The 25,349-nt window shown below is 67.7% G+C and carries 22 protein-coding genes and 1 pseudogene; 17 read left to right on the forward strand and 6 right to left on the reverse strand.

What is annotated here, in order from left to right; genetic code table 11:
- Window positions 1–98: 98 nt before the first annotated feature.
- From G9373_RS26875 to G9373_RS26885, 3 genes and pseudogenes are all read right to left on the reverse strand, one after another.
- A pseudogene (locus G9373_RS26875) lies at window positions 99–473 on the reverse strand (alcohol dehydrogenase catalytic domain-containing protein); the annotation flags it as partial.
- Between the two features lie 125 nt (window positions 474–598).
- Entirely contained in the window at window positions 599–1,219 is a 621-nt protein-coding gene (locus tag G9373_RS26880; RefSeq protein WP_167117604.1) for a cysteine hydrolase, read from the reverse strand.
- Between the two features lie 29 nt (window positions 1,220–1,248).
- Window positions 1,249–2,322, reverse strand: coding sequence for an LLM class flavin-dependent oxidoreductase (locus G9373_RS26885; protein WP_065490175.1), 1,074 nt, complete (start codon window positions 2,320–2,322; stop codon window positions 1,249–1,251).
- Between the two features lie 364 nt (window positions 2,323–2,686).
- Between G9373_RS26885 and G9373_RS26890 the strand changes: the two genes are divergently transcribed.
- The 9 genes from G9373_RS26890 (at window position 2,687) to G9373_RS26930 (ending at window position 12,593) form a co-directional block, all read left to right on the forward strand.
- Window positions 2,687–3,412: a GntR family transcriptional regulator gene (locus G9373_RS26890; protein WP_065490176.1), complete on the forward strand. Its 726-nt coding sequence runs from the start codon at window positions 2,687–2,689 to the stop codon at window positions 3,410–3,412.
- A 378-nt stretch (window positions 3,413–3,790) separates the two neighbouring features.
- Entirely contained in the window at window positions 3,791–5,137 is a 1,347-nt protein-coding gene (locus tag G9373_RS26895; RefSeq protein ID WP_133986837.1) for an MFS transporter, read from the forward strand.
- 4 nt (window positions 5,138–5,141) lie between these two features.
- On the forward strand, window positions 5,142–7,052 hold the full coding sequence (locus G9373_RS26900) for an FAD-dependent monooxygenase (RefSeq protein ID WP_065492961.1): 1,911 nt from the start codon (window positions 5,142–5,144) through the stop codon (window positions 7,050–7,052).
- On the forward strand, window positions 7,049–7,918 hold the full coding sequence (locus tag G9373_RS26905) for an alpha/beta hydrolase (protein ID WP_167117607.1): 870 nt from the start codon (window positions 7,049–7,051) through the stop codon (window positions 7,916–7,918). Before G9373_RS26900 ends, G9373_RS26905 begins: the two co-directional genes overlap by 4 nt.
- A 119-nt stretch (window positions 7,919–8,037) precedes the next feature.
- Entirely contained in the window at window positions 8,038–8,982 is a 945-nt protein-coding gene (locus tag G9373_RS26910) for a 3-carboxyethylcatechol 2,3-dioxygenase (RefSeq protein ID WP_065490183.1), read from the forward strand.
- 43 nt (window positions 8,983–9,025) lie between these two features.
- Window positions 9,026–9,826 carry a fumarylacetoacetate hydrolase family protein gene (locus G9373_RS26915; protein WP_167117610.1) on the forward strand — a complete coding sequence of 267 codons (801 nt, stop codon included), beginning with the start codon at window positions 9,026–9,028 and terminating at the stop codon, window positions 9,824–9,826.
- Window positions 9,827–9,844: 18 nt separating this feature from the next.
- Window positions 9,845–10,792, forward strand: coding sequence for an acetaldehyde dehydrogenase (acetylating) (locus G9373_RS26920; protein ID WP_065490189.1), 948 nt, complete (start codon window positions 9,845–9,847; stop codon window positions 10,790–10,792).
- A complete protein-coding gene (gene dmpG, locus G9373_RS26925; RefSeq protein ID WP_167117613.1) occupies window positions 10,789–11,826 on the forward strand; it encodes a 4-hydroxy-2-oxovalerate aldolase in 1,038 nt (345 codons plus the stop codon). The genes G9373_RS26920 and dmpG overlap by 4 nt, the downstream gene beginning before the upstream one ends.
- Before the next feature lie 8 nt (window positions 11,827–11,834).
- Window positions 11,835–12,593 (forward strand): SDR family oxidoreductase, encoded by a 759-nt coding sequence (locus G9373_RS26930; RefSeq protein ID WP_240960749.1) that lies wholly within the window; start codon window positions 11,835–11,837, stop codon window positions 12,591–12,593.
- Between the two features lie 478 nt (window positions 12,594–13,071).
- On the opposite strand, the gene G9373_RS26935 is transcribed toward G9373_RS26930, so the two are convergent.
- Window positions 13,072–14,196: a helix-turn-helix transcriptional regulator gene (locus tag G9373_RS26935; protein WP_005565407.1), complete on the reverse strand. Its 1,125-nt coding sequence runs from the start codon at window positions 14,194–14,196 to the stop codon at window positions 13,072–13,074.
- A gap of 107 nt (window positions 14,197–14,303) precedes the next feature.
- Here G9373_RS26935 and G9373_RS26940 point away from each other — a divergent pair, with 107 nt between their 5' ends.
- Together G9373_RS26940 and G9373_RS26945 are read left to right on the forward strand one after the other, a co-directional pair.
- Entirely contained in the window at window positions 14,304–15,323 is a 1,020-nt protein-coding gene (locus tag G9373_RS26940; protein WP_167117620.1) for a methyltransferase, read from the forward strand.
- Window positions 15,324–15,350: 27 nt separating this feature from the next.
- Entirely contained in the window at window positions 15,351–16,478 is a 1,128-nt protein-coding gene (locus G9373_RS26945; protein ID WP_005565403.1) for an NAD(P)/FAD-dependent oxidoreductase, read from the forward strand.
- Window positions 16,479–16,725: 247 nt separating this feature from the next.
- Here G9373_RS26945 and G9373_RS26950 read toward each other — a convergent pair whose 3' ends face one another.
- Entirely contained in the window at window positions 16,726–17,901 is a 1,176-nt protein-coding gene (locus tag G9373_RS26950) for a hypothetical protein (protein ID WP_167117623.1), read from the reverse strand.
- A gap of 210 nt (window positions 17,902–18,111) precedes the next feature.
- Between G9373_RS26950 and G9373_RS26955 the strand changes: the two genes are divergently transcribed.
- Window positions 18,112–18,690, forward strand: coding sequence for a helix-turn-helix domain-containing protein (locus G9373_RS26955; protein ID WP_005565399.1), 579 nt, complete (start codon window positions 18,112–18,114; stop codon window positions 18,688–18,690).
- 71 nt (window positions 18,691–18,761) lie between these two features.
- Here the strand turns inward: G9373_RS26955 and G9373_RS26960 are convergent, their stop codons facing one another.
- Window positions 18,762–19,352 carry a hypothetical protein gene (locus G9373_RS26960; protein ID WP_167117626.1) on the reverse strand — a complete coding sequence of 197 codons (591 nt, stop codon included), beginning with the start codon at window positions 19,350–19,352 and terminating at the stop codon, window positions 18,762–18,764.
- 156 nt (window positions 19,353–19,508) lie between these two features.
- On the opposite strand from G9373_RS26960, the gene pruA reads away from it, so the two are divergent.
- Genes pruA through G9373_RS26985 form a run of 5 tightly spaced genes read left to right on the forward strand, consistent with a single transcriptional unit; the run spans window position 19,509 to window position 25,343 of the window.
- Window positions 19,509–21,149: an L-glutamate gamma-semialdehyde dehydrogenase gene (pruA, locus tag G9373_RS26965; protein WP_005263015.1), complete on the forward strand. Its 1,641-nt coding sequence runs from the start codon at window positions 19,509–19,511 to the stop codon at window positions 21,147–21,149.
- Window positions 21,146–22,123: a proline dehydrogenase family protein gene (locus G9373_RS26970; RefSeq protein WP_005565396.1), complete on the forward strand. Its 978-nt coding sequence runs from the start codon at window positions 21,146–21,148 to the stop codon at window positions 22,121–22,123. Before pruA ends, G9373_RS26970 begins: the two co-directional genes overlap by 4 nt.
- A 54-nt stretch (window positions 22,124–22,177) precedes the next feature.
- On the forward strand, window positions 22,178–22,837 hold the full coding sequence (locus G9373_RS26975; RefSeq protein WP_005263017.1) for a rhomboid family intramembrane serine protease: 660 nt from the start codon (window positions 22,178–22,180) through the stop codon (window positions 22,835–22,837).
- Window positions 22,838–22,849: 12 nt separating this feature from the next.
- On the forward strand, window positions 22,850–24,250 hold the full coding sequence (locus tag G9373_RS26980; RefSeq protein WP_167117628.1) for an acyl-CoA synthetase: 1,401 nt from the start codon (window positions 22,850–22,852) through the stop codon (window positions 24,248–24,250).
- A gap of 52 nt (window positions 24,251–24,302) precedes the next feature.
- Window positions 24,303–25,343 carry an NADP-dependent oxidoreductase gene (locus G9373_RS26985; protein ID WP_167117632.1) on the forward strand — a complete coding sequence of 347 codons (1,041 nt, stop codon included), beginning with the start codon at window positions 24,303–24,305 and terminating at the stop codon, window positions 25,341–25,343.
- Window positions 25,344–25,349: the final 6 nt, after the last annotated feature.

Raw genomic sequence — 25,349 nt, forward strand, 5'->3', positions numbered from 1 at the left:
ACCCGCACCCCGCCCGCTCGGGTTACCCTCGACTCAGCACGCCCGAGCATGGGGAATTACGTGACGGACACCCCTGGGGAATTACGTGACGGTCGACAGAAGGAGAAGTAGCCCATGAAGGTGTACTTGTCGCAGTTCTGATCGTGCCCCTGCCGGCAGGCGCGGCAGCCGCCGCAGGAGATTCCGGGGTTGACGTAGACGCGGTCGCCGACGGCGACGTCGGTGACGTGGCTGCCGACGGCGGCGACGACGCCGGCGGAGTCGAGGCCGAAGATGGCGGGGAGCTTCGGAAGCGGCAGGTAGGGGAACCATTCGCTGTAGGTGGCGAGCACGTTGGACAGGTTCGGTACGACGTTGCAGGCCTTGACCTGCACCAGCACGTCGGTCGCCCGCGGTTCGGGGATCGGGAGTTCCTCGATCTGCATCGGCTGGTTGATCTCGTGGAGGCGGGCAACGCGCATGGTCGACTTCATGAAAGGAAACTCCTGAGTGGTGTGTTCTTCGGACTGGGAATGGGGTTGGCAGGCGCACAGAGTGCTGGTGTGGGCGCCGCGGGGCGCCCACACCAGTGCAACCGGGGTTTCGAGTGGTGGTGTGCTCAGGCGGTGGTGCCGGTGACCGATGCGGTCAGGGCGGTCCGGATGTCGTCGACGGTGGCGATCTCGGCGAGCAGTCCGAGCGAGTTGATGCTCGCCTCGTGCGCTTGGGGGTTGGCCGCCGAGCACGCGTCCTCAACGATCACGACGTGGTAGCCGAGATCGCTTGCAACGCGGGCTGTTCCCTCGACAGAGGCGTTGGTGGCCACACCGGCGAACAGCAGTGTGGTGATGCCCTTGCCCCGAAGGATGGTGTCGAGGTCGGTCCCGGCGAAGGCGCCGATCCGCTGGTGCGTGAGCACGATGTCGTCGCCGTGCGGCTTCAGCGGTTCGACGATCCCGGCGAGTTCGCTGCCCTCTTTGAGGCAGCCGGACTGGGCGACGATGCCCAGCAGCGGTGAGTTGACCTCGAGGTCGGAGAAGTCGGGTTTCCAGGCGACCCGGGTGTAGACCACGGGGGCGCCGGCTTCGCGGGCCGCGGCGATGAGCGCGGCGATCTGGTCGATGACGCGGCGTTCGCTCACCTCCTGGTGGAAGAAGTCGGCGAAAGCGCCGGTGGGGCCGACGACGTCGCCTTGGCAGTGAACGGCCACGACGGCGGTGGTGCGGGGGTCGAGTTCCATCAATAGCTCCTGGTTCGGGGGGTGCGGGTTTACGCGTGAGCGAGGATCGAGTGCCCGATGTTGTCGATGTCACGGGCCGCGGTGAAGGGGTTGGACAGGAAGACCTGGAGGATGTCGACACCGGCCTCGCGCATCAGGGCGGCCTTGTCCCGCAGCTCGGCGGGTGATCCGTAGAGGCACCAGTAGTCGACGAGATCCTTGGTGATGATCGGCCGGTGTGCAGGATCGAGTCCGCGCAGGTACTTCGCCCAGACGTCGAGGTAGTGCGGCTGGTCCGGGGCCTTCGGGTCGCCCAAATACTGCTGCGCGGCGGTGATGGAGGCATCGACGATGGAATCGCCCAGCTGGTCGCGGTGCTGGTCCATCAGGCCCGCGTTGGTGATGCACGAGCTGATCGGTCCGGAACCGAAACCGTTGGTGACACCTTCTTCCCAGGTCTCACCGCTGCCGAGTTGGTAGAACCAGGACAGGGAGACGAGTTTGACCGAGCCCGGCGCCCGGCCGGCGTCGGCGACCGCCTTGTCGAGGCGACTGCGGATCAGCTTGATCATCTCGACGTTCGGTCCGAGGCAGTAGACGACGGCGTCGGCGTACTTGGCTGCTTCGGCGAGCCCGCGCGGTCCGCCGGCGGCCACCCAGATCGGGATGTGGTCGGTGACGTTGTAGAAACCGCTGTCCTTGTCGAGGAACTCCACCTCCCGGGACTGTCCGAGCCAGTTGTGGGTGACGCGGCGTCCGGCCATCAGCTCCCTCGAGACTTCGATGGCGTGCGAGAGTTCGGAGATCTTCGCGGTGCGATTACCCATTGAGCGCAGCGCGTTGTTGGCGGTCCCGATACCGAGGAAGGTACGCCCCGGTGCCAGGGCGTTGAGGGTGGCCATGGAGTTCGCGGTGACCGGGGCGATCCGGGTCAGCGGATTGGTGACCATGGTGCCCAGATTGATCGAGCTGGTCTGCGTCGCTGCGAGCGCCAGGTACTGGTACGGGTCGGAAAACAGCAAGGGTCCTTCGCCGACACCGAAGTGCGAGAACCCGAGGTCCTCGGCCTGCTTCACCATCGCGACCTGGTCGATCTTCGCGCAGGTGCCGATACAGAATTCCATCTTCTTCTCCTTGCATTGACCCGCTGGTGTGGTTCGACACCATGAACGAGGGCGACTGGCTCGCGGGATGGGCGATCCGGGACTGTGTGTTCGGTCCCGGGCCAGGGCGCGCAAGCGCCGGAACGGTGAGCAATTCCGTTGAAAGGGAACGGCATTGATCGGAGCGATCCCGTTCTGGAAGAGTTGCCGCCGACCCGTCGCGCTGGTAAGACAAGCCGCACACCTCAAAACTGGAATTCTAGCGTTCCAGATGACCGTAGCTGACAGTGACGCGGACCACAAGTACTAGAATGCAAGTTACTGTGGTGAGCGCCGCAGACGAGGGGGACACCATGATCAGCGCGCCCGACGAAAGCGTATACGTATGAGCACCACCAGCACCGATCCGGAGGCTGCCGCCCTTCTCGCGAATGTCCGGACCTCGGGCGCGCGGCTCTCCGCCGCCATGTACGACATCCTCAAGACCAGACTGCTCGAGGGACGCTACGCGGCCGGGGAGAAGATCGTCGTCGAGTCCATCCGCCAGGAGTTCGGGGTCAGCAAGCAGCCCGTCATGGACGCCCTGCGCCGACTCTCCAGCGACAAGCTCGTCTACATCTTCCCGCAGAGCGGGTGCGAGGTCGTCTCCTACACCCAGCGTGAGGTCGAGGACTTCTTCACTCTGTTCGGTGGCTTCGAGGGCACGATCGCGGCGGTCGCCGCCGCCCGCCGGACCGACGCCCAGCTCATCGAGCTGGGCCTGATCTCGTCGCGGATCGATGCGCTGCTCACCTCCCACGACCCCGAGGTGCGCGCGCACGGATACCGCATCCACAATCGCGAATTCCACGCCGCCATCCACACAATGGCGCATTCGCGGATCATGGCCGAGACCAGCCAGCGGATGTGGGACATGTCCGACTTCCTGATCAACACCACCGGGATCACCAACCCGCTGTCGAGCGCCCTCCCCGAACGCCAGGACGATCACCACGCGATCATCGAGGCGATTCGGCAACAGGACGAGGCGGGAGCCCGCGAGGCCATGGAACGGCACATCGTGGGAACCATTTCGGTCATCCGCGACGAAGCCGACGACTTGGCCGGCTGAGACGCCCCACCGGCGGCCCGCCCCCGTAACCACACGTTGCACGGGGCGGGCCTTTTCTATGCCCACTGCCGGGCGAAACACCCTTTGACGATGACTGGCGTCCCGTGCCGGTGAGTACTGCGGGTCGCATCTCGCACACCGGAGAGACTTGCGTCACCTTCCACGGCGGCGTAGCTTCTCTTCTAGACGTCTAGCATTCCAGTTGCGAATGTTTCTCTCACTTCCCTCAGAGAAAGGAGCGGCCATGACGACCGCTTCGCGCAGGTTGGTCCACGCGGCGCCGGCATGTTTCGGCCCGCGGATCGGAGAAGCCCGACCGTGAGCAACACCTCCGCTTCCTCGACGAAGCCCGCAGCCACCTCACCGCTACGGGTGGCGATGGCCAGCTTCATCGGCACCACGGTCGAGTACTACGACTTCTTCATCTACGGCACCGCCGCCGCCCTGGTGTTCCCCACGCTGTTCTTCCCCGATGTGTCCCCGGCAATCGGAATCCTGCTGTCCTTCGCGACGTTCGGGGTCGGGTTCCTCGCCCGCCCGCTCGGCGGCATCGTCTTCGGTCACTTCGGTGACCGGGTCGGTCGCAAGCAGATGCTGGTGATCTCGCTGGTCGGAATGGGCTCGGCCACCGTCCTGATGGGACTGTTGCCCGGTTACGCCCAGATCGGGATCGCCGCCCCGATCCTGCTGACCCTGCTGCGCCTGGTGCAGGGCTTCGCGGTCGGCGGCGAGTGGGGTGGGGCCACACTGATGGCCGTCGAGCACGCCCCGACCGCGAAGAAGGGCTTCTTCGGATCCTTCTCCCAGATGGGCGCCCCGGCCGGGACCAGCGTCGCGACCCTGGCATTCTTCGCGGTCTCCCAATTGCCCGACGAGCAGTTCCTCAGCTGGGGCTGGCGACTGCCGTTCCTGTTCAGTGCGGTACTGATCGTGATCGGGCTGTTCATCCGCCTGTCTTTGGCCGAGAGCCCCGACTTCGCCGAGGTGAAGGCGCAGAGCGCGGTGGTGCGGATGCCGATCGCCGAAGCATTCCGCAAGCACTGGAAGGAAATCCTGCTCATCGCGGGGACCTACCTGTCCCAGGGCGTGTTCGCCTACATCTGCATGGCCTACCTCGTCTCCTACGGCACCACCGTCGCGGGGATCAGCCGCACCTTCGCCCTCGCCGGGGTGTTCGTCGCCGGCATCGTCGCCGTCATCCTCTACCCGGTCTTCGGGGCCCTCTCCGACACCTTCGGCCGCAAGACGATGTATCTGCTCGGGGCCGTGGCCATGGGGGTGGTGATCGCCCCGGCGTTCGCGCTGATCAACACCGGCAACCCCTGGCTGTTCATGGCCGCACAGGTGCTGGTCTTCGGGATCGCGATGGCACCCGCCGCCGGAGTCACCGGATCCCTGTTCACCATGGTGTTCGACGCGGACGTGCGCTACAGCGGCGTCTCGATCGGCTACACCCTTTCCCAGGTCGTGGGCTCGGCGTTCGCGCCGACGATCGCCACCGCCCTGTATGCCTCCACCGAGTCCAGCACCTCGATCGTCGCCTACCTGCTGGTGGTCTCGGCGATCTCGGTGGTCTCGGTGATCCTGCTGCCCGGCGGCTGGGGCCGCAAAGGCGCAGCGAGCCAACTCGTTCGAGACGAAGCTGGCTCCGCCCAGCCCACCCCCGCGGTGACCACATTCTCAACGCCGGACACGGCCACGGACCTGCGTGTCCTCGACAAGTGAAGTGATGACAGACATGAGTGACCACGACCGAACCTCCTACGACACCGACGTCGTGATCGTCGGACTCGGGCCCGCCGGTGGCACGGCGGCGCTCGCCCTGGCCACCTACGGCCTGCGCGTCCACGCCGTCTCGATGTTCCCCTGGGTGGCGAACTCGCCGCGCGCGCACATCACCAACCAGCGCGCCGTCGAGGTGCTCCGCGACCTGGGCGTCGAAGACGAGGCACGCAAATACGCGACACCGTGGGAGCAGATGGGTGACACGCTGTTCACCACGAGCCTGGCCGGCGAAGAAATCGTCCGGATGCAGACCTGGGGAACGGGCGATACCCGCTACGGGGACTACCTGTCCGGCAGCCCGTGCACGATGCTCGACATCCCCCAACCGCTGATGGAGCCGGTGCTGATCAAGAACGCCGCCGAACGCGGCGCGATCATCAGCTTCCACACCGAATACCTCGACCACACCCAGGACGCGGACGGGGTGACCGTCCGGTTCCGCGACGTCCGCTCGGGCACCGAATTCACCCAGCGAGCCCGCTTTCTGCTCGGTTTCGACGGTGCACGCTCGAAGATCGCCGAGGAGATCGACCTTCCCTTCCAAGGCGAACTGGCCCGTGCCGGCACCGCCTACGTGCTCTTCAACGCGGACCTGAGCAAGTACGTCGCTCACCGGCCGTCCATCCTGCACTGGATCGTCAACTCGAAGGCCGGGTTCGGTGAGATCGGCATGGGCCTGCTGCGGGCGATCAAGCCGTGGAACCAGTGGATCGCCGGCTGGGGATTCGACATGGCCAAGGGCCAGCCCGACGTCTCCGACGACGTTGTCCTCGAACAGATCCGGACCCTCGTCGGCGACCCGCACCTGGACGTCGAGATCGTGTCGCGGTCCTTCTGGTACGTCAACCAGCAGTACGCCGAGCATTACCAGTCCGGGCGGGTGCTGTGCGGCGGTGACGCCGTGCACCGGCACCCCCCGAGCAGCGGGCTGGGATCGAACACCTCCATCCAGGACGCGTTCAACCTGGCGTGGAAGGTCGCGTTCGTCGTCAAGGGCTACGCCGGGCAGGGCCTGCTCGAGTCCTATTCGCCCGAGCGGGTCCCGGTCGGCAAGCAGATCGTCGCTCGCGCCAACCAGTCCCGCAAGGACTACGCCGGGCTGCGCGAGTGGTTCGACCCCGGCAGCGACGATCCGGTCGCCGCCGGTCTGGCGAAGCTGAAGGAACCCACACCCGAGGGGGTCGCCCTGCGCGAGCAGCTGTACGAGGCGCTGGAGGTGAAGAACACCGAATTCAACGCCCACGGCGTCGAACTCAACCAGCGCTACGCCTCCTCCGCGGTCGTCCCCGAGCCCGATGCGGGCGACGAGGTGTGGGCACGAGACCGGCAGTTGTACCTGCAGGCCACCACCCGGCCCGGCGCGAAGCTGCCGCACGCGTGGCTGGTCGGCGAGGGCGGCACCCGCATCTCCACTCTCGATGTCACCGGGAAGGGAATGATGACCCTGCTCACCGGAATCGGCGGCCAGGCGTGGAAGCGTGCCGCCGCCAAACTCGACGTGCCGTTCCTGCGGACCGTGGTCGTCGGTGAACCCGGCACCATCGACCCCTACGGCTACTGGCGGCAGGTCCGCGACATCGACGAGGCCGGTGCCCTCCTCGTCCGACCCGACGGGTACATCGCGTGGCGGCACAGCGCCCCGGTCTGGGACGACAGCGAAGCATTGACCAGCCTCGAGGACGCGCTCACCGCAGTCCTCGACCGCCCGTCGGGCAGCAGCGAACCGGCCCCGGGCGCCACGCAGGAGCCGCAGTACAACACCCGGGCCGTGCCGATCACCGTCCCGCACACCACCCCCGCGGACGCAGCACCCGCCTCCGCCACCAGCACCACAACCGAGGGAGTAAACCGATGACCCGCCCGTACACCAGCGTCTGGAACGATCTGAACCAGGTCGAATTCAGCCAGGGCTTCATCCAAGCGGGCCCCTACCGGACCCGGTACCTGCACGCCGGCGCCACCTCCAAGCCGGCACTGATCCTGCTGCACGGCATCACCGGCCACGCCGAAGCATACGTCCGCAACCTGGCCGCACACGCCGAGCACTTCAACGTGTGGGCGATCGACTTCATCGGCCACGGCTACAGCAGCAAGCCCGATCACCCGCTCGAGATCAAGCACTACATCGACCACGTCCTGCAGTTCATGGACGCGATCGGCGTGGAGAAGGCCTCGTTCTCCGGCGAATCGCTCGGCGGCTGGGTCACCGCCCAGTTCGCGCACGATCACCCGGAGAAGGTCGAGCGGATCGTGCTCAACACCATGGGCGGCACCATGGCCAACCCGAAGGTGATGGAACGTCTCTACACCCTGTCCATGGAGGCAGCGAAGGACCCGAGCTGGGAACGCGTCCAGGCCCGGCTCGAGTGGCTGATGGCCGACCCGGCGATGGTCACCGACGACCTGATCCGCACCCGGCAGGCGATCTTCCAACAGCCGGACTGGCTCAAGGCCTGCGAGGCGAACATGGCCCTGCAGGACCCGGAAACCCGCAAACGCAACATGATCACCGACGCCACCCTCGAGGGCATCACCGCGCCCGCGCTGGTGCTGTGGACCACCAAAGACCCCTCCGGTCCCGTCGACGAAGCCAAGCGGATCGCCTCCCACATTCCCGGCGCGAAGCTCGCGATCATGGAGAACTGCGGGCACTGGCCCCAGTACGAGGACGCGGACACGTTCAACCAGCTGCACCTGGATTTCATGCTCGACCGCGCCTGATCGCCCGTGGGTGTCTGCCACCGCGAGCAGGCACCCGCGATCGGCGCCCCTTACACAGCCACCCCGATCCCTCGCACTCCCGGTCGACGAACCGCGCGAGAACCAGAAGGAAACAGACGATGCCCGTAGCGCTGTGCACGATGTCGCATTCCCCCCTCATGGGACGAAACGACCCGGCCCAAACCGTGATCGACGACGTCGATGCCGCGTTCGAGAATGCGCGCACGTTCATCGCCGACTTCGCCCCCGACCTGATCGTGATCTTCGCCCCGGATCACTACAACGGGGTCTACTACGATCTGATGCCCCCGTTCTGCATCGGTGCCGCGGCCCAGTCGGTCGGCGATTACGGCACCGAATCCGGACCGCTGAGCGTCGACCGCGACGCCGCCTACGCCCTCGCCCGGGAAGTCCTCGCCAGCGGCGTCGACGTCGCGTTCTCCGAACGCATGCACGTCGACCACGGCTTCGCGCAGGCCCTGCAGCTGCTGGTCGGCTCGATCACCGCGGTCCCGACCGTCCCGATCTTCATCAACTCCGTCGCCGAACCGCTCGGCCCGGTCAGCCGGGTCCGGCTACTCGGCGAGGCAGTCGGGCGGGCCGCGGCGAACCTGGACAAGCGGGTGTTGTTCGTCGGATCCGGTGGGCTGTCCCACGATCCGCCGGTACCGCAGTTCGCCACCGCCCCCGTGGAGGTGAAGGAGAAGCTCATCGACGGTCGCAACCCCACCGAGGACGAGCGCAACGCCCGCGAACAGCGGGTCATCGACGCCGGTCGCGACTTCGCCGCCGGGGTGGCCACCATTGCGCCGCTCAACCCGCACTGGGATCGCAACCTGCTCGACGTTCTCGCCTCCGGCGAGATCGAGCAGATCGACTCCTGGACCAACGAATGGTTCGTCGAACAGGCCGGGCACTCCTCCCACGAAGTACGCACCTGGATCGCCGCGTACGCGGCGATGAGCGCCGCCGGGAAGTACCGCGTCACCTCGACCTTCTACCGCGAAATCCCGGAGTGGATCGCCGGATTCGGCATCAGTACCGCCGTCGCCGTCGACGAATAGACCCCGCCGCTCCCATCACGCCGACCAACGAAAGAGACCCCGGATGACCTCCGTCCGCCCAGTAGACAATCACCTGATCGAGGACGCCGCCGCACGGCTGGCCGACGCCGAACGTGCCGGCGCCCCGTGCACCCCGGTACGGGATCTGATCGGGCGGACCGACGTCGACACCGCCTACCGCGTACAAACCCGCAACGTCGATGCGGCGGTCGCCGCCGGTCACCGGATCGTCGGCCGCAAGATCGGCCTGACCTCACCCGCGGTGCAGGCCCAGCTCGGTGTCGATCAGCCCGACTTCGGGGTGCTGTTCGACCACATGGATGTCAGCTCCGAGCTGCAGGTCAGACGGTCGCGGTTGCTGCAACCCCGCATCGAGGCCGAGATCGCCTTCATTCTCTCGCGCGACATCACCGACCCGATCACCAGCGAGGACGCCCCCGAGTACGTCGCGCAGGTGGTGGCGTCGTTCGAGATCGTCGACTCCCGCATCGCCGGCTGGGACATCAGCCTCGCGGACACCATCGCCGACAACGCCTCCTCCGGCCTGTACGTCCTCGGTGCGTCGATCCCCCGCACGGAGGCACCGGACCTGTCCGCCATCTCGATGACGATGACCGAGAACGGCACCGAAGTCTCCAGTGGGGTGGGGGCGGACTGCCTGGGCAGCCCCTGGAACGCGCTGGTGTGGTTGGCAAACACCAGCCTGTCCTACGGCTCCCCCCTGCGTGCCGGTGAGGTCGTGCTCTCCGGGGCGCTGGGCCCGATGGTCCCCGTCGTCGCCGGCGCCACCTACGCCGCCTCCATCACCGGGATCGGCGACGTCCGGGTCTCGTTCACAGACTGAAGAAGGAAGCAGAAACCCATGAGCACCACCAAAGTAGCGGTCATCGGATCCGGAAACATCGGAACCGACCTGGTCATCAAGCTCAAGCGGATCGCGAAGAACGTCGAGATCGCCGTCCTCGTCGGCATCGACCCGGCCTCCGACGGACTCGCACGGGCCCGCCGCCTGGGCATCAGCACCGTCGACACCGGGGTGCAGGGGCTGATCGAGCACCCCGAGTTCGACGACATCGAAATCATCTTCGACTCCACCTCCGCCAAGGCGCACCTGACCAACGCAGAAGCATTGCGCCCCTACGGCAAGCACCTGATCGATCTCACCCCCGCCGCGATCGGACCCTACGTGGTGCCCGCGGTCAACCTCGACCAGCACCTGGGTGCCCCCGACGTGAACATGGTGACCTGCGGGGGACAGGCCACCATCCCGATCGTGGCCGCGATCTCCAAGGTCACCGACGTGCACTACGCGGAGATCGTCGCCTCGATCGCGTCGAAGTCCGCCGGCCCCGGTACCCGGGCGAACATCGACGAGTTCACCGAAACCACCGCGAAGGCCATCGAGGAGGTCGGCGGCGCCGCGCACGGCAAGGCGATCATCGTCCTCAACCCCGCCGACCCGCCGCTGATCATGCGCGACACCGTCCTCGCCCTGGTCAGCAACCCCGACCAGGACGCAATCCGCCAGTCGATCACCGACATGGTCGCCACGGTGGCCGCCTACGTACCCGGCTACCGGCTCAAGCAGGACGTGCAGTTCACCGAGCTCGGCGGCGCCGACACGGTCGCCACCCTCACCGGCGGCGCCGATATCGGCTCACCGGTGTGGAAGGTGTCGGTGTTCCTCGAGGTCGAAGGCGCCGCCCACTACCTGCCCGCCTACGCCGGAAACCTCGACATCATGACATCCGCAGCGCTCCAGGTCGCCGAAAAGCTGGCCGAGCGCGCAGCATTGGAGATCGTACGATGAGCACCACCACCCCGACCGCCGACGACGGCGTCACCCTCTACATTCAGGACGTCACCCTCCGCGACGGCATGCACGCCACCCGCCACCACATCACCCCCGAGAACGTCGCCGTCATCGCCGGCGCCCTCGACAGCGCTGGCGTCGACGCCATCGAGGTCTCCCACGGCGACGGCCTGGCCGGGCACTCGTTGACCTACGGGCCGGGCAGTAACACCGACTGGGAATGGATCGAGGCCGCCGCCGCGGTGGTGCACCGCGCCAAGCTCACCACCCTGCTGCTCCCCGGCATCGGGACCGTCGCCGAACTCAAACGCGTCCACGCCCTGGGCGTCCAGTCGGTGCGGGTGGCCACCCACTGCACCGAGGCCGACGTCTCCGCCCAGCACATCAGCACCGCCCGCGAACTCGGCATGGACGTCTCCGGTTTCCTGATGATGTCCCATCTCGCCGAACCGCAGCAGTTGGCGGAGCAGGCCAAACTGATGGAGTCCTACGGCGCGCACTGCGTGTACGTCACCGACTCCGGCGGCCGGCTCACGATGGACGGTGTCCGCCAACGGGTCCGCGCCTACCGCGACATCCTCGACGCCGAGACCCAGATCGGCATCCACGCCCACCAGAACCTGTCTCTGTCGGTCGCCAACTCCGTTGTGGCGGTCGAAGAGGGCGTCACCCGGGTCGACGCCTCCCTCGCCGGGCACGGCGCCGGTGCCGGCAACTGCCCGATCGAACCGTTCGTTGCCGTCTCCGACCTGCACGGCTGGAAGCACAATTGCGACCTGTTCGCCCTCCAGGACGCCGCCGACGACGTCGTCCGACCCCTGCAGGACCGTGCGGTGCAGGTCGACCGGGAAACCCTCACCCTCGGCTACGCCGGCGTGTACTCGAGCTTCCTGCGGCACGCCGAAACGGCCGCCAAACAGTACGGGCTCGACACCCGGCAGATCTTGCTCGCCGTCGGCGAACGCGGACTGGTCGGCGGCCAGGAAGACCTCATCACCGACATCGCCCTCGACCTCGCGGCTCGTCAGTAGGAATGCACATGGGCCGACGGGTCGCCCTGGTCACCGGGGGCAGCCGCGGCATCGGGGCGGCCATCGCACATGCGGTGGCCGCCTCCGGCTTCGCCGTGATCGTTCACTACGGATCCGACCACGTGGCCGCTGCTGCGGTGGTTGACAGCATTACGGCTGCCGGGCATCTCGCGGCCGCCGTTCAGGCCGACCTGTCCCGACCCGAGGGGCCCGAAGCGCTGATGCGGGAGTTCGACTCCGCGCTCGACGGTCTCGGGCTCGACCGGGGGCTCGACATCCTCGTCAACAACGCCGGGGTCAATCGACGCGGAGCGCTCGAGCGCGTCACTGTTGAGGATTTCGACCGTCTGGTCGCGCTCAACCAGCGAGCCCCGTTCTTCGTGACTCAGCGTGCCCTGCCCCGCATGCGCGACGGCGGCCGCATCGTCAACATTTCCTCCGGATCCGCCCGCTACGCCAGACCCGACGTCATCAGCTACGCCATGACCAAGGGGGCGATCGAGGTGTTCACCCGCGCCCTCGCGGTAGACGTCGGCGAACGAGGCATCACCGTCAACGCCGTGGCGCCCGCCGCCCTCGACACCGACATGAACGCGCACTGGCTTCGCGGTGACGACCATGCCCGCACAACCGCCGCGTCCACCACCGCGCTGCGGAAACTCGCCACCCCGGACGACATCGCCGCGGTCGTGGCCTTTCTCGCCAGCGACGCCGCCGGTGCGATCACCGGGCAGGTCATCGACGCCACCAACGGCAACCGGCTGTAACGGCGTGACAGGCGAGGACTGCCCCAGCACCCGATCGCGACCCCACTGTCGAAAACCGATCCTTTTTCGACACCGCCTCTGACCGGCGGATTCGGCACGTCGGAGGCGTCGAAAACCTGTGTCGAGAAACTATGTCGAAAACCCTAGCCCACTGCACTTTTCGACAAGCTGATGGCTGTGACTCACGGCGATAAGTGGCATTGATTTCGCGGCTTTATATGGCGCTGCCTGCCGGACTCGCGGAGCCGCCGTTGGTCGTGTGAATTGGGATTGGGCTTGCAGGACGAACGGAGGGAATCGGGGCCACCTCCGTTCGCTGCGGCGGCGACAGAATGTGCGAGGGGCACCTTCCTGGTCGACGGCAAACTGTCGGTGAGCGCCGGCGTCGTGGAAGGAGAGATGGTTCGGGCGGTGAACCTTCTTGGTTGGCGCGCCATTGGCCGTGAAGCAGATACGCACAGCTGAGAGTTCGGCGAATTCAGTTGATGCCCTTCGCCCACCATCCGGATGGCGGGGATGCCGCAAGCTCCCAGCGTGGCGCGTAGTGCTCGAGGAATATCTGCCCCACCAGTTCCCCGCGGCTGCGCACCCCGGTCTTGTCGAAGATCGACTTCATGTGGTCTTGAATTGTGTAGACGGATAACGACATTGCGTGCGCCATCTCCCTTGTCGATCGCCCTTGGATGCACAGCGCAGTGAGATGGCATTCGCGTTGGGACAGTCCGTAGGCCATGGCAATGACGGGCGCGATCTCATGCGGCGTCGCGGGTTGGATGATGACGGCGGTGCGTCCGTCTTCGACGCCGGAAAGCCTGGTCCCGTACAGCAACAGCCAGGCGCCGGATCGCGTGCGTACCCGCGAGCGCGCGGCAAGTTCCAGCGGATCGGTGCCCGGTTCGATCGCCCGCGCCCGGGCCGCGATGGCCTGCACGACCTTCGATTCGAACGGCGTCGACGGCGCCGGGACCTCGACAATTTCGTCGATCCAGCGTTCCGCGGCGGGTGAGACCGATTCCGGGTTGCCCGCGGCGTCGAAGACCACCACGCCGGGGCCGTAGTCCACGGTCGTCACGGCGGCCTCGACCTCGTGGAGCATCGAACGTCGCAGACCGGTCGCGAGCGCGGGCGCCAGCGCGGCGATTGCGCGGACGTGCTCGGCGGTGTACCACGGCGCGCCCGCATCGCGCAGGAATGCCGCTGCACCCCAATAGACCCCGTCCGACACCAGGGAGACCCGCAGCTCGTCGCCGATTCCGTACGCCTCGTGCGAACGGTGCCGTGCACTGCGGGACAAATCTCCGTGGGTATCCAGACTAAGTGCACCCGCCAGGCGGCCACTGTGCGCAAGAAACGCCCACTTGTCGACGTCCTCGACCTCGTATTCGTAGTGCGCCAACCAGGATCCGGAACACCCAACGTTCCGGTTGACGCTGCCGGTGAACAGGATGGTGCCCGGGTCGACGGTGTGCCAGCAGCAGCGGTCATGTGGGATCACCGCGCGCAGGGCCTCGCTCATTCGCGCGCTGTACCCCACCCAGTCCAGCTGGTCGGCGGCGGCACGCGAGATTAGATCACGGACGCGTGGCAGCAAGCTCTGTGCCATGTCCGAAGTGTATCGCAGCAGGTTAGGGCTGCCTACCCCAGAAATCTGGGTGAATTCCCCAGGATTCAGGGATATGACGCAGAACCGACAACGACGACGCTGGTTTCATGACGATGACAGCCCATACCTCCGCCGAAACCGACCACGACCTGCCTAACCCGGAGCCGATCATGCAGCTGGCGTCCGGGTTCATGGCCGCCAAACACCTCTTCGCCGCCAGCGAACTCGGTTTGTTCGAGGCGTTGGGCGAGGGCCCCACCGACCTGCATGGCCTGGCCGCCCGCACCGGGCTTACTGCCCGAGCCACCCGGATCAGCGCCGACGCCATGATCGCGCTGGGTATGCTCGAACGCCGCGGCGAACAGTATGTCAATACCGAGACGGCGGCCGCGTTCCTCGCCGGCGGATCGCCCGCCGACCTGCGTCCGCTGCTGCGGTTCTGGGACAAGATCAGCTTCCCGGCGTGGGAAGACCTGGCCGGCGCACTCGCCCGCGGGCCGAAACGCCAGATCTTCGACCTCGACGCCGCCCTGCAACCCATCGCCTCGATCGGTGTCGAGGCGTTTTCGGCCGGCCCCTCGCTCGCCCTGCCGGACACGGTCGATCTGTCCGGCAGTCATCGACTCCTCGACATCGGCGGCGGCACCGGCTCCTGGTCCATCGCGGTGGCGCGCCACTGCCCGCAACTGAGCGCGACCGTGTTCGAGCTGCCGGCGGTTGCCCAGACCGCGCAGGACCGCATCGCGTCGGTCGGGCTGGAGGGGCGAATCGACGTATGCGCCGGCGACGCGATGGCCGACCCGCTGCCCGCCGGATATGACGCCTTCCTGGTCGCGAACCTGGTGCATTACTGGTCGCCGGAGCAGAATCGTGCGCTGCTACAACGCATTCGCGACGTCGCCGCACCCGGCGCCATGCTGCTGATTGCCGACTTCTGGACCGACCCCACCCACACCCAGCCGGTCGCGGCCGCCCTGATGGCGGGCGAATTCGCGGTCCACCTCGAACACGGCGACGTCTACAGCGCCGGAGAAGGCATCGCCTGGCTGCAGGACACTGGCTGGCGCTACCACGACCATCGCTCGCTCACCGGCCCGATGAGCGTCATTGTCGCCGAAACCGCATGAAACAAGACAACACCCAAGGAGCACACGATGAGCGAGCATCAAGTCGCAATCGTCGGTGCCGGCACCTCCGGGGTCGCGGCGGCGGTGGCCCTCGCCGACCGTGGCATCAACCCGTTGCTGATCGACCGAGCCGACCAAGTCGGTTCGTCGTGGCACTCTCGTTATGACCGGCTGCGACTGAACACCGGCAGGCAGTTCTCCCACCTGCCGAACCGCCCCTACCCCAAGGGCACACCGACCTTTCCCACGCGGGAACAGGTGATCGAGCATCTCGAGCGGCACGCACGTGCGGACGGGATCGAGCTGCGCCTGGGCTGCCCGGTGGAACGGCTCGACCTAACGGACGGGCACTGGCGGTTGACCACCGCTGCCGGTTCGGTCGACGCTGCCGAGGTGGTGGTCGCGACCGGCTTCGATCATGAGCCCTTCGTCCCGGACTGGCCCGGACGCGGGGACTGGCGGGGTGCACTGGTTCATTCCTCGCAGTACCGGAATCCCTCGCAGTACAACGGGAAACGGGTCCTCGTGGTGGGAGCGGGCTGCTCGGGCATGGAAATTGCCTACGACCTCGCCACCGGAGGCGCGGCAAAGGTCTGGCTTTCGGCTCGCACGCCGCCGAACATCATGCTCCGCCAGGGACCTGGTGGCATGCCGGGAGACTTCATCGCGACGCCGCTCTACCATGCCCCGGTCCCTATCGCGGACGCAATCGCTCGGTTCGGCCGGGAGAGGAGCATCGGCGACCTGCGCGAGTTCGGATTACCGATCCCCGACGAGGGGATCTTCGCCCGCAGCGCCCGCCTCGGCGTGGCACCGGCGATCGTCGACAAGGAGCTCATCGCCGCGATCCGAGACAGGTCCATCGAGGTCGTTCGCGGAGTCGAGTCACTCGACGCGGACAGCGTGTGGCTGGTGGACGGTGTGCGAATCGACCCGGAGGCGATGGTCTGCGCGACGGGGTTCCGCCAGGAACTCGAAAAGCTGGTCGGGCACCTCGGCGTACTGGACGAGCGAGGTTGGCCGCACGCCACCGGTGAAAAGCCGGCCGCCGAGAGGTTGCGTTTCATCGGGTTCGTGCCCAGGCCGTCGCAGATCGGGTTCGCGGCGAAGCAGGCTCGCCGCGCGGCCCGAGCGATCGCGCGGGAACTGCGGTGAGCGTCGGCGGTAGGATTCTCCCGCCCTGCCCCGGCGCTGGCTACGCACGGGTCTCCAGCGCAGACCAGAACCCTGACCACCGCACCGAGTACCACCTGCGGCGGCAAAACCTCGCCAGCCTCCCCGTGCTGTGTGACGTGCGCAGCCGTGTCTGGGCGCTGGGAACGGCCCAATCCTGAACGGCACCCTGGCCGCATATGCGACATCCCCGAACCTTGGGTAAGGCTCGGGGATGTCGCCGTCGGGGCTAAAACCCGCCGCAATACACCGGGGAGGGTTTCTCGGGCGTAGAACACTCCGGGGTGTAGTTGTAGCCCGGATTCACGGGGTCCGTCGCGCCATAGGTTCCGGGATCTGTCCCGCCGTAGGTGGTGCCGGGGTCCGTCCCGCCGTAGGTGGTGCCGGGGTCCGTCCCGCCGTAGGTGGTGCCAGGATCCGTCCCGCCGTAGGTGGTGCCAGGATCCGTCCCGCCATAGGTGGTGCCGGGATCCGTCGCACCGTGTTGGTCCGTGCCCGCCATCGGTTGCACCGGAGCCGGTGCAACGAGCGGTGGCGCTACCCCTCCTTGGACAGGGCCCTGCGGTGGGGGCTCGGGAGCGGCCTCGACCGGGGGTGCGGGAACTGGCTGGGCGAGCGGCGCGGGTGCCGTCCCGTCATGGCCCGGTTCGGTGGCCGAGGGCACTGGGACGGGTGCTATCACCGGGGCCGGCATGGGCACCGGAGGAGCCGCCGCCGCGGGATCCGCCGGAGGATCGGGGATCTCAGCAGGTAGATCACCGGGTGCAGAATTTGCGGGGCCGGGGGCAGGGGGAGCTGGCGGCGCCGGCGCAGCAGCCGGTACGGGAACCGGCGCGGGCGCGGGCGTATCGGATACGGATTCAGGAGGCACTTCCGGACCCGGTGCGGGCTCGACCGGGGCGGCCACCTCGCTCCCCGGATCGGGCGCCTCGATCTGGGCGGCCGGGCGGTTCAACATCTTCGGGCCGGGTTGGACCGGGGTGTTCCCGTAGTTCACGTAAACGGCACCGATCAGGCCGATCGCGGCGATGCCGACGACAAGGAGAACCACAGCGGGCCCGCTGAGGCCAAGGAGCAGCCGGGCCTCCCGAGCCCTCTTCACGACACCAAAGGGTCGGGCCGCCTGGGCGGCACTATTGGCGAGCCTGGCGCCCCGGCTGAGTGTCTGGACCGCCCGAGCGGCCTGGGCGGCGTTCTTAGCGTCTACGAACTTGCGCATCTCAAAGAACTTCTCGGCCATCTGCGCAGCTTCGGGGCCGTGCTTTCCGAGGAAAGCTGCTGTCTGAAGCTCCGCCTCGACTGTCGCGACGGTGGTGTTCGCCGCTGCGGCAGCTTCGGCCACGGTCATCTGCCCGTACCGCAGTTTCTCGATGATTGTTGCCCAGGGTATTCCTGGCTCGGTCATTGGGATTCTTCTTCTATCGTCTGGAGCATCCCTTCGGTTGGGAACACCCTCGTGGTTGCGGACAACCCTCGTCCTCACGCACCGGAAGGTGCACCAGCCCTAGGGTGAACAAACGGACACCTCAGGTGCGACTTCTAACACCCCGCGGTTGGTCACAATCGAACCGCCCGGGTCGATGATGGCGACAACGTCACTGCCGTCAGGCCGGTCATGGTTAACACCGGCGACGGCCTGGCCGCCGCCCGTGCCCGCGGCCGGAAGGGTGGCCGGCCCTCGAAGCTCAGCTCGGACCAGATCGAACTCGCTCAACGCCTGTACGACGCGGGGGAACACACCGTCGCGCAGATGGCGGGCATGCTGAAAGTGCCGCGCACCACGGTGTATGGGCATTTGAACAAGCGCGTGGACATCGCGCCGGTTACGCAGGAGATCACCGTAGTCGCCGATCCACCTGCACCGCTGCCGACGTCTCGGACGTGCCCGACCTGTGGACATGAACCCACCACTCGCGCCGAGGTAGCGCACCAAACTGCGGACCTCGCGGTGGCCTGGCTCCACGCCGATCCCGACCACCGAGGGACAGTCGCCAGCCGCCACCACTGTCGGCATTGCGAACCCGGGCAACCTTCATTCGATGTCGCCTGCAGCATTTGCGGCGACGGGCCCATCCTCGCCGGCACACTCGCCGAGCAAGCGAAGAACGGCAACCTGACTGAGCCGGTTCAACGATGGCTCTCGGCCGCAGGGTGGACGGTCACACCGGATCGCTTATGCCAGGGCCACGCATGAGATGCGCCGGGCTGACCCACGTGCCACGGTGGAGGAATACCGCACCTTTCGAATACCGCACACCACCAGTCCTACGCGACGTCCGGGCGGTAGCCGGCTGCGAGGACGGCGACGGTGGGCGGCGGTGTCAGGACGGTGGCGGTGCCGGTCGGCCGGTTCGCCGGAGTCCCGTATCCCTCGGCCGACCACGAAACGACGGTCTCACCCAGCACGATGGCGGGGCCGCCGTCGAACAGCGCGAAGGCGCCGTCGGGCAACGACGACCACGGGGCCTCGTGCGTGCGCTGGTGGGAACCGACCAGCCGTTCCGCGTGCAACCGGGCGTCCATCTCGTCCGCGCCGGGCTGCCCGCCCCCGTGTGCCGACTGCCAGGCGGCGCGAAAGTCGTTGTACCGCTCGCGTCGGCACAGGGCGCACGGCCGGTGCCCGGCCGCGAGGGCCACCGCCTCGTCGTGGAAGAACAGAACCGTGTAATGGCCCTCGCTCCACTGGGCGACGGTGCGGGCCGGGTAGTCGGTGACGCAGATGATCCACCGCTTGCCGGAATGGTTGCGCACGACGGTGTGCCCGCGGTGCAGGCAGCCCCGGTTCCCCATGAACCGGCCACGGAGTGGAATGGCGACGATCTCGGATCGGGGTGACACGCGATTCCGTTCGGCCATGTGCCGATGGTAGCCAGCCGACCCGCGCGTCAAAACCGGATGAGTACCCCCATCCGGCGCTAACCTGGGCTCAAGGGTTCCGCTCGGACGGGTGTCCCCGTCCGCCCGCGGTCCCGGTCACAGTTCCTCACGATCTGAGGGCAGGAGGCAGGCAGCATGGACGCCATCACCCAGGTTCCGGTGCCCACCAACGAGCCGGTCCACACGTACGCGCCGGGCAGTCCCGAACGTTCCCGAGTGCAATCGGCACTCACCGACATCGCCACCAATCCCGTCGACATCCCGCACGTGATCGGCGGGAAACACCGGCACGGCAACGGCGAGCGCGTCGACGTCGTGCAACCCCACCGGCACGCCGCCGTGCTCGGCACACTGCGCAGCGCCACCCACGACGACGCGTCGGCGGCGGTCGAGGCGGCCACGGCCGCGGCACCGCACTGGCGGGCCCTCTCGTTCGACGACCGGGCCGCGGTCATCCTGCGCGCCGCCGACCTGCTGTCCGGGCCGTGGCGCGAGACGCTCGCCGCGGCGACGATGCTCGGCCAGTCGAAGTCGGTTCAGCAGGCGGAGATCGACGCGCCGTGCGAGCTGATCGACTTCTGGCGCTTCAACGTTCACTTCGCCCGCCAGATCCTCGCCGATCAGCCGATCTCCTCACCGGGTGTGTGGAACCGGCTCGAATACCGTCCGCTCGAGGGCTTCGTCTACGCCATCACGCCGTTCAACTTCAGCGCGATCGCGGGCAACCTGCCGACCGCGCCCGCGTTGATGGGCAACACGGTGATCTGGAAGCCGTCGTCGACGCAGACCGTCGCCGCGTACTGGACCATCAAGCTGCTCGAGGCTGCGGGAATGCCTCCGGGTGTGATCAATCTGCTCACCGGCAGCGGGCAGGCGGTCTCGGAGGTGCTGCTGAGCGATCCTCGCCTCGCGGGTATCCACTTCACCGGGTCGACCCGGACGTTCCAGCATCTGTGGAGCGAGGTGGGCGCGAACATCGGGAAGTACGCCGGCTACCCCCGGCTGGTGGGGGAGACCGGCGGGAAGGACTTCGTGGTCGCGCACGCGTCGGCCGACGAGGACGTGTTGCGAACGGCGCTGATCCGCGGCGCGTTCGAATACCAGGGCCAGAAGTGTTCGGCCGCTTCCCGTGCGTACGTCCCGAAGTCGCTGTGGCGGCGGATGCGGGACACGTTCACCGCGGAAGTCGACGCCCTCACCTACGGTGACGTGACGGATCTGGAGAATTTCGGCGGTGCCCTCATCGACCGGCGTGCGTACGACAAGAACGTCGCGGCCATCGAACGCGCCCGCAGCGCTACTGGCCTCGAGATCGCCGTCGGCGGCAAGTACGACGACAGCGTCGGCTACTTCGTCCGCCCCACCGTGCTCCTCGCCGACGACCCGGCCGACGAGGCGATGACCACCGAGTACTTCGGTCCGATCCTGACGGTGCACGTGTACGACGACTCGGCGCCGAACGCGTTCGCCGACGTGCTCGCCACGGTCGACTCGGCGGCCCCGTACGCGCTGACCGGTGCGGTGATCGCCGACGACCGCCAGGCCGTCGAGCAGGCAACGTCTGCTCTCCGGTTCACCGCCGGAAACTTCTACGTCAACGACAAGCCGACCGGTGCCGTCGTCGGGCAACAGCCGTTCGGTGGGGCCCGCGCCTCGGGCACGAACGACAAGGCCGGGTCCAAGCTCAACCTGCTGCGGTGGGTGTCGGCCCGCACCATCAAGGAGACGTTCGTCCCCGCCACCGATTACCGATATCCGCACATGGGGTCGGAATGAAAGCGCCCACGGTTCTGGCGAATCCGCTGCGCCCGGCGATCCTCGCGGCGGCCCGGTCGTCCCGCGTCAAACGGGCGGTCACCGGCGCCCCCGTCACACGGAAACTCGTCGACCGCTTCGTCGCCGGGGAGAACCGGGAGTCGGCGCTCGCAACCGTCCGGGAGATCCTCGATTCGGGCCGGTCGGTGTCGATCGACTTCCTCGGTGAGGACACGCGTGACGCGGCCGGAGCCCAGGCGACGGTCGACGAATATCTGGCGCTCGTAGCCGATCTCGGAGCGCTACCGGAAGCCGCGGAAGGGACTTCGGGTGTTCGCCGCCTCGAGGTGTCGATGAAACTGTCGGCGCTCGGGCTGGCACTCGCCGGCGACGGTCGCAGGATCGCCACCGACAACGCCCGCACGATCTGCGCCGCCGCGGAGGCGGCCGGGGTGTGGGTGACCGTGGACGCCGAAGACCACACGACCACCGATTCGACGCTGGCGATCGTGCGTGAACTCCGCAGCGACTACCCCTGGCTCGGTGCGGTGGTGCAGTCGTACCTGCGACGCACCGAGGACGACTGCCGTGCCCTCGCCGGCCCCGGTTCGAGAGTCCGGCTCTGCAAGGGGGCGTACCGGGAACCCGAGTCCGTGGCTTTCCAGGACCGCGCCGCCGTGGACGCGTCGTATCTGCGCTGCCTCGGGATCCTGATGGACGGATCCGGGTACCCGATGGTGGCCTCGCACGATCCGGCCGTCATCGACGCGGTCGCCCCGCTGGTCGGGCGCACCGGCCGCGCCGCGGACGCCTACGAGCACCAGATGCTGTTCGGGATCCGGGACGTCGAGCAGCGTCGGCTCGCGAACGAGGACAAGCAGGTTCGGGTGTACGTGCCGTACGGAAGTCAGTGGTACGCGTACTTCATGCGGCGGCTGGCCGAGCGTCCCTCGAACCTGCGGTTCTTCCTGCGCTCGGTGGTCACCCGGGACTGACCGGTGCAGTCGCGGTTCGGTTCCCGCGAGGGCGCGCCGTTGTAGAGTTTCGCGGTGACGACTTCTGGCGCGGGATGGACCAGCGCGGTCCTCTTCGCGGTCGTTCTCGTACTCGCGACGCTGCTCGGTTCGACGCGCATCGGCGAGGTCCGGCTCACCCGTCCGCCGCGCACCGCGGTGGTGTTGTGGTTGCTGATCGCGGTGCCGTCGCTGCTGCAGTTCGTCGTCCCCGCAGTCCTCGACGCCCTCGAGCGTGACCCCACCCAGATCCGGGACCACCAGTGGTGGCGGATCGTCACCTCGGTTGCGGTGCAGGACGGGGGACTGGCCGGAACCGTGGTGAATCTGCTCGTTCTCGCCTGGGTGGCCCCGCTCGCGGTCCGGGTCTGGGGTGGAGCGCGGGCCGTACTGCTGTTCGTGGCGAGCCAGATCATCTTCGGCCTGTTCACCGCGTTCCTGTTCCCGTCGCCCGGCGCGGGCAACTCGGGTGCCACGCTCGCGCTGGCCGCGTCCCTCGCCGGTCTGGTGGTGATGCAGTCCAAGGAGCGGCGAGCACTCGCCGCGAGCGGCGGCATCGTCGTCGCCGGTGTCCTGCTGGTGGTCGTCGACGACGCCCACGGACTGGCTGTTCTGACCGGGGCGCTGCTGGGCGCGGCGCTGGCCACCGTCAGTCCGCCACCGGGAGACCCACCGGACCGCGTCCGGGCCCTGTGAGAAGCTGACCGTGTGCTGCTGCGATCTCTGAACCCTCTGGCCGTCGCCCAGGGCGACGACATTCCCGACGCCATCCGGATCGGCGACACCACCCTGTCGCGCGGCGACGTGCTCGGTGCGGCGACGTCCGTGGCCGAACGTGTGGCACGCGCGGATCGGGTCGCGATCCTCGCCACCCCCACCGTCACCACCGTCCTCGCCGTCGTGGGCTGCCTCATCGCCGGGGTGACCGCGGTGCCGGTGCCGCCCGATTCCGGCCCCGCCGAACTCGAGCACATCCTGCGCGATTCCGGCGCGCAGGCGTGGCTGGGCGAGGCGCCCGCGGACGCGGCGGGCCTGCCCGTCGTTCCGGTCCGCGTCCACGCCCGGTCGTGGCACAGCTACCCGGAGCCGCCCGAGTCGGACATCGCGTTCGTGCTCTACACCTCCGGCACCACGGGGCCGCCCAAGGGGGTCCTGATCAGCAGGAAGGCCATCGCCGCCGGCCTCGATGCCCTCGCGGACGCCTGGCAGTGGACCGGCAACGACACACTGGTGCAGGGACTTCCGCTGTTCCACGTCCACGGTCTCATCCTCGGTGTGCTGGGACCGTTGCGTATCGGCAGCCGTCTCGTCCACACGGTCAAGCCCACCCCGGCGGCCTACGCCGCGGCACGGGGAACGATGTACTTCGGTGTTCCCACGGTGTGGAGTCGCATCGCCGACGACCCCGAGTCGGCGCGCGCGTTGTCGGGTGCGCGACTGCTGGTGTCGGGCAGCGCCCCGTTGCCCGTGCCGGTGTTCGAGAAGCTGCACGAGCTGACCGGGCTCGCACCGATCGAGCGGTACGGCATGAGCGAGACGATGCTCACGCTCAGCACCCGGGCCGACGGCGAGCGTCGCCCGGGGTGGGTCGGTGTGCCGGTCCGCGGCGTCGAGACCCGGCTGCGCGACGAGCGCGGCGGCGACGTCCCCCACGACGGCGAATCCATCGGCGGTCTGCAGGTGCGGGGCCCGATGCTCTTCGACGGCTATCTGGGCCGGCCCGACGCGACGGCCGAATCCTTCACGGACGACGGCTTCTTCAAGACCGGCGACGTCGCCGTCATCGACCCGGACGGGTTCCACCGCATCGTCGGCCGCGAATCCACGGACCTCATCAAGTCGGGCGGATTCCGGGTCGGGGCGGGGGAGGTGGAGACCTCTCTTCTCGGCCACCCGAGTGTGCGGGAAGCCGCGGTGGTCGGCGTTCCCGACCCGGACCTCGGGCAGCGGCTCGTGGCGTTCGTGGTGGGGGACGATGTGTCGGAATCCGAGCTGATCGAGCATGTGGCCACCGAACTGTCGGTGCACAAGCGGCCCCGCGAGATCCGGGTGGTCGAGTCGCTTCCGCGCAATGCGATGGGCAAGGTGCAGAAGAAGCAACTGTTCTGAAATCGGTAGGCTGGCGAACGATACCGGCCCGACACGGATTGGCAGGCGCACAGTGAGTGTGGAGAGCATCGTTCAGAGCACCCGAATCGTCCTCGCGTCACGGCCGGACGGTGCGCCGACCGCCGACAACTTCCGGCTCGAGGCGGTGAACCTGCCCGAACCCGCCGACGGTCAGGTGCTGGTCCGCGTCATCTACCTGTCCCTCGACCCGTACATGCGCGGCCGGATGAGTGCGGCGGAGTCCTACGCCGACCCGGTCGAGATCGACGAGGTCATGGTCGGTGGCACCGTCGGGCAGGTGGTCGATTCCCGGCACCCGGATTTCGCAACCGGTGACTACGTTCTCGGGTATGCGGGCTGGCAGTCGCACGCCGTGGTCGACGGCAACCAACTCCGCACACTCGACCGCGACGCCGCGCCGCTGTCGACCGCCGTCGGAGTTCTCGGCATGCCGGGCTTCACCGCGTACTCCGGCCTGTTGAAGATCGGGCAACCGAAGGCGGGTGAGACGGTGGTCGTCGCGGCGGCCAGTGGTCCGGTCGGCTCGGCGGTGGGGCAGATCGCGAAACTGAAGGGCGCCCGTGCCGTCGGGATCGCAGGCGGACCGGAGAAGTGTGCCTACCTGCTGGACGAACTCGGATTCGACGCCGCCGTCGACCACCGGTCCCCGAACTTCGCCGAGGAACTGCGCGCCGCGTGTCCCGACGGCATCGACGTGTACTTCGAGAACGTCGGCGGTGCGGTGGCCGCGGCAGTGCTGCCGCTGCTCAACCTGTATGCGCGAGTTCCCGTGTGCGGCTTGATCGCGCAGTACAACGACACGGAGGTCCCCGAGGGGCCGGATCGGCTGCCGGGATTCTTCACCCGGGTGCTGGTCAAGAGCCTCACGATCCGCGGATTCATCCAGCGCGAGTTCGTCTCCGAGATGTACGCGGACTTCCAGCGTGATGTGTCCGGGTGGATCCGAGAGGGCCGATTCGCCTACCGCGAGGACATCGTCGACGGGCTCGAGAATGCGCCTGCGGCGTTCATCGGCCTCCTCCGGGGCAGCAACTTCGGCAAGCTGGTGGTCCGGGTCGCCGAGGAGAACTGACACACT

This window comes from Rhodococcus sp. A14, from assembly GCF_011603105.1.
GTDB classification, from domain to species: Bacteria; Actinomycetota; Actinomycetes; order Mycobacteriales; family Mycobacteriaceae; genus Rhodococcus_F; species Rhodococcus_F opacus.

What these genes read in the sequence shown, in the direction of transcription:
- G9373_RS26880 (WP_167117604.1), bottom strand. Translation starts at nt 1,219, where the DNA reads ATGGAACTCGACCCCCGCACCACCGCCGTCGTGGCCGTTCACTGCCAA.
- G9373_RS26885 (WP_065490175.1), bottom strand. Translation starts at nt 2,322, where the DNA reads ATGGAATTCTGTATCGGCACCTGCGCGAAGATCGACCAGGTCGCGATG.
- G9373_RS26890 (WP_065490176.1), top strand. Translation starts at nt 2,687, where the DNA reads ATGAGCACCACCAGCACCGATCCGGAGGCTGCCGCCCTTCTCGCGAAT.
- G9373_RS26895 (WP_133986837.1), top strand. Translation starts at nt 3,791, where the DNA reads ATGGCCAGCTTCATCGGCACCACGGTCGAGTACTACGACTTCTTCATC.
- G9373_RS26900 (WP_065492961.1), top strand. Translation starts at nt 5,142, where the DNA reads ATGACAGACATGAGTGACCACGACCGAACCTCCTACGACACCGACGTC.
- G9373_RS26905 (WP_167117607.1), top strand. Translation starts at nt 7,049, where the DNA reads ATGACCCGCCCGTACACCAGCGTCTGGAACGATCTGAACCAGGTCGAA.
- G9373_RS26910 (WP_065490183.1), top strand. Translation starts at nt 8,038, where the DNA reads ATGCCCGTAGCGCTGTGCACGATGTCGCATTCCCCCCTCATGGGACGA.
- G9373_RS26915 (WP_167117610.1), top strand. Translation starts at nt 9,026, where the DNA reads ATGACCTCCGTCCGCCCAGTAGACAATCACCTGATCGAGGACGCCGCC.
- G9373_RS26920 (WP_065490189.1), top strand. Translation starts at nt 9,845, where the DNA reads ATGAGCACCACCAAAGTAGCGGTCATCGGATCCGGAAACATCGGAACC.
- dmpG (WP_167117613.1), top strand. Translation starts at nt 10,789, where the DNA reads ATGAGCACCACCACCCCGACCGCCGACGACGGCGTCACCCTCTACATT.
- G9373_RS26930 (WP_240960749.1), top strand. Translation starts at nt 11,835, where the DNA reads ATGGGCCGACGGGTCGCCCTGGTCACCGGGGGCAGCCGCGGCATCGGG.
- G9373_RS26935 (WP_005565407.1), bottom strand. Translation starts at nt 14,196, where the DNA reads ATGGCACAGAGCTTGCTGCCACGCGTCCGTGATCTAATCTCGCGTGCC.
- G9373_RS26940 (WP_167117620.1), top strand. Translation starts at nt 14,304, where the DNA reads ATGACGATGACAGCCCATACCTCCGCCGAAACCGACCACGACCTGCCT.
- G9373_RS26945 (WP_005565403.1), top strand. Translation starts at nt 15,351, where the DNA reads ATGAGCGAGCATCAAGTCGCAATCGTCGGTGCCGGCACCTCCGGGGTC.
- G9373_RS26950 (WP_167117623.1), bottom strand. Translation starts at nt 17,901, where the DNA reads ATGACCGAGCCAGGAATACCCTGGGCAACAATCATCGAGAAACTGCGG.
- G9373_RS26955 (WP_005565399.1), top strand. Translation starts at nt 18,112, where the DNA reads ATGGTTAACACCGGCGACGGCCTGGCCGCCGCCCGTGCCCGCGGCCGG.
- G9373_RS26960 (WP_167117626.1), bottom strand. Translation starts at nt 19,352, where the DNA reads ATGGCCGAACGGAATCGCGTGTCACCCCGATCCGAGATCGTCGCCATT.
- pruA (WP_005263015.1), top strand. Translation starts at nt 19,509, where the DNA reads ATGGACGCCATCACCCAGGTTCCGGTGCCCACCAACGAGCCGGTCCAC.
- G9373_RS26970 (WP_005565396.1), top strand. Translation starts at nt 21,146, where the DNA reads ATGAAAGCGCCCACGGTTCTGGCGAATCCGCTGCGCCCGGCGATCCTC.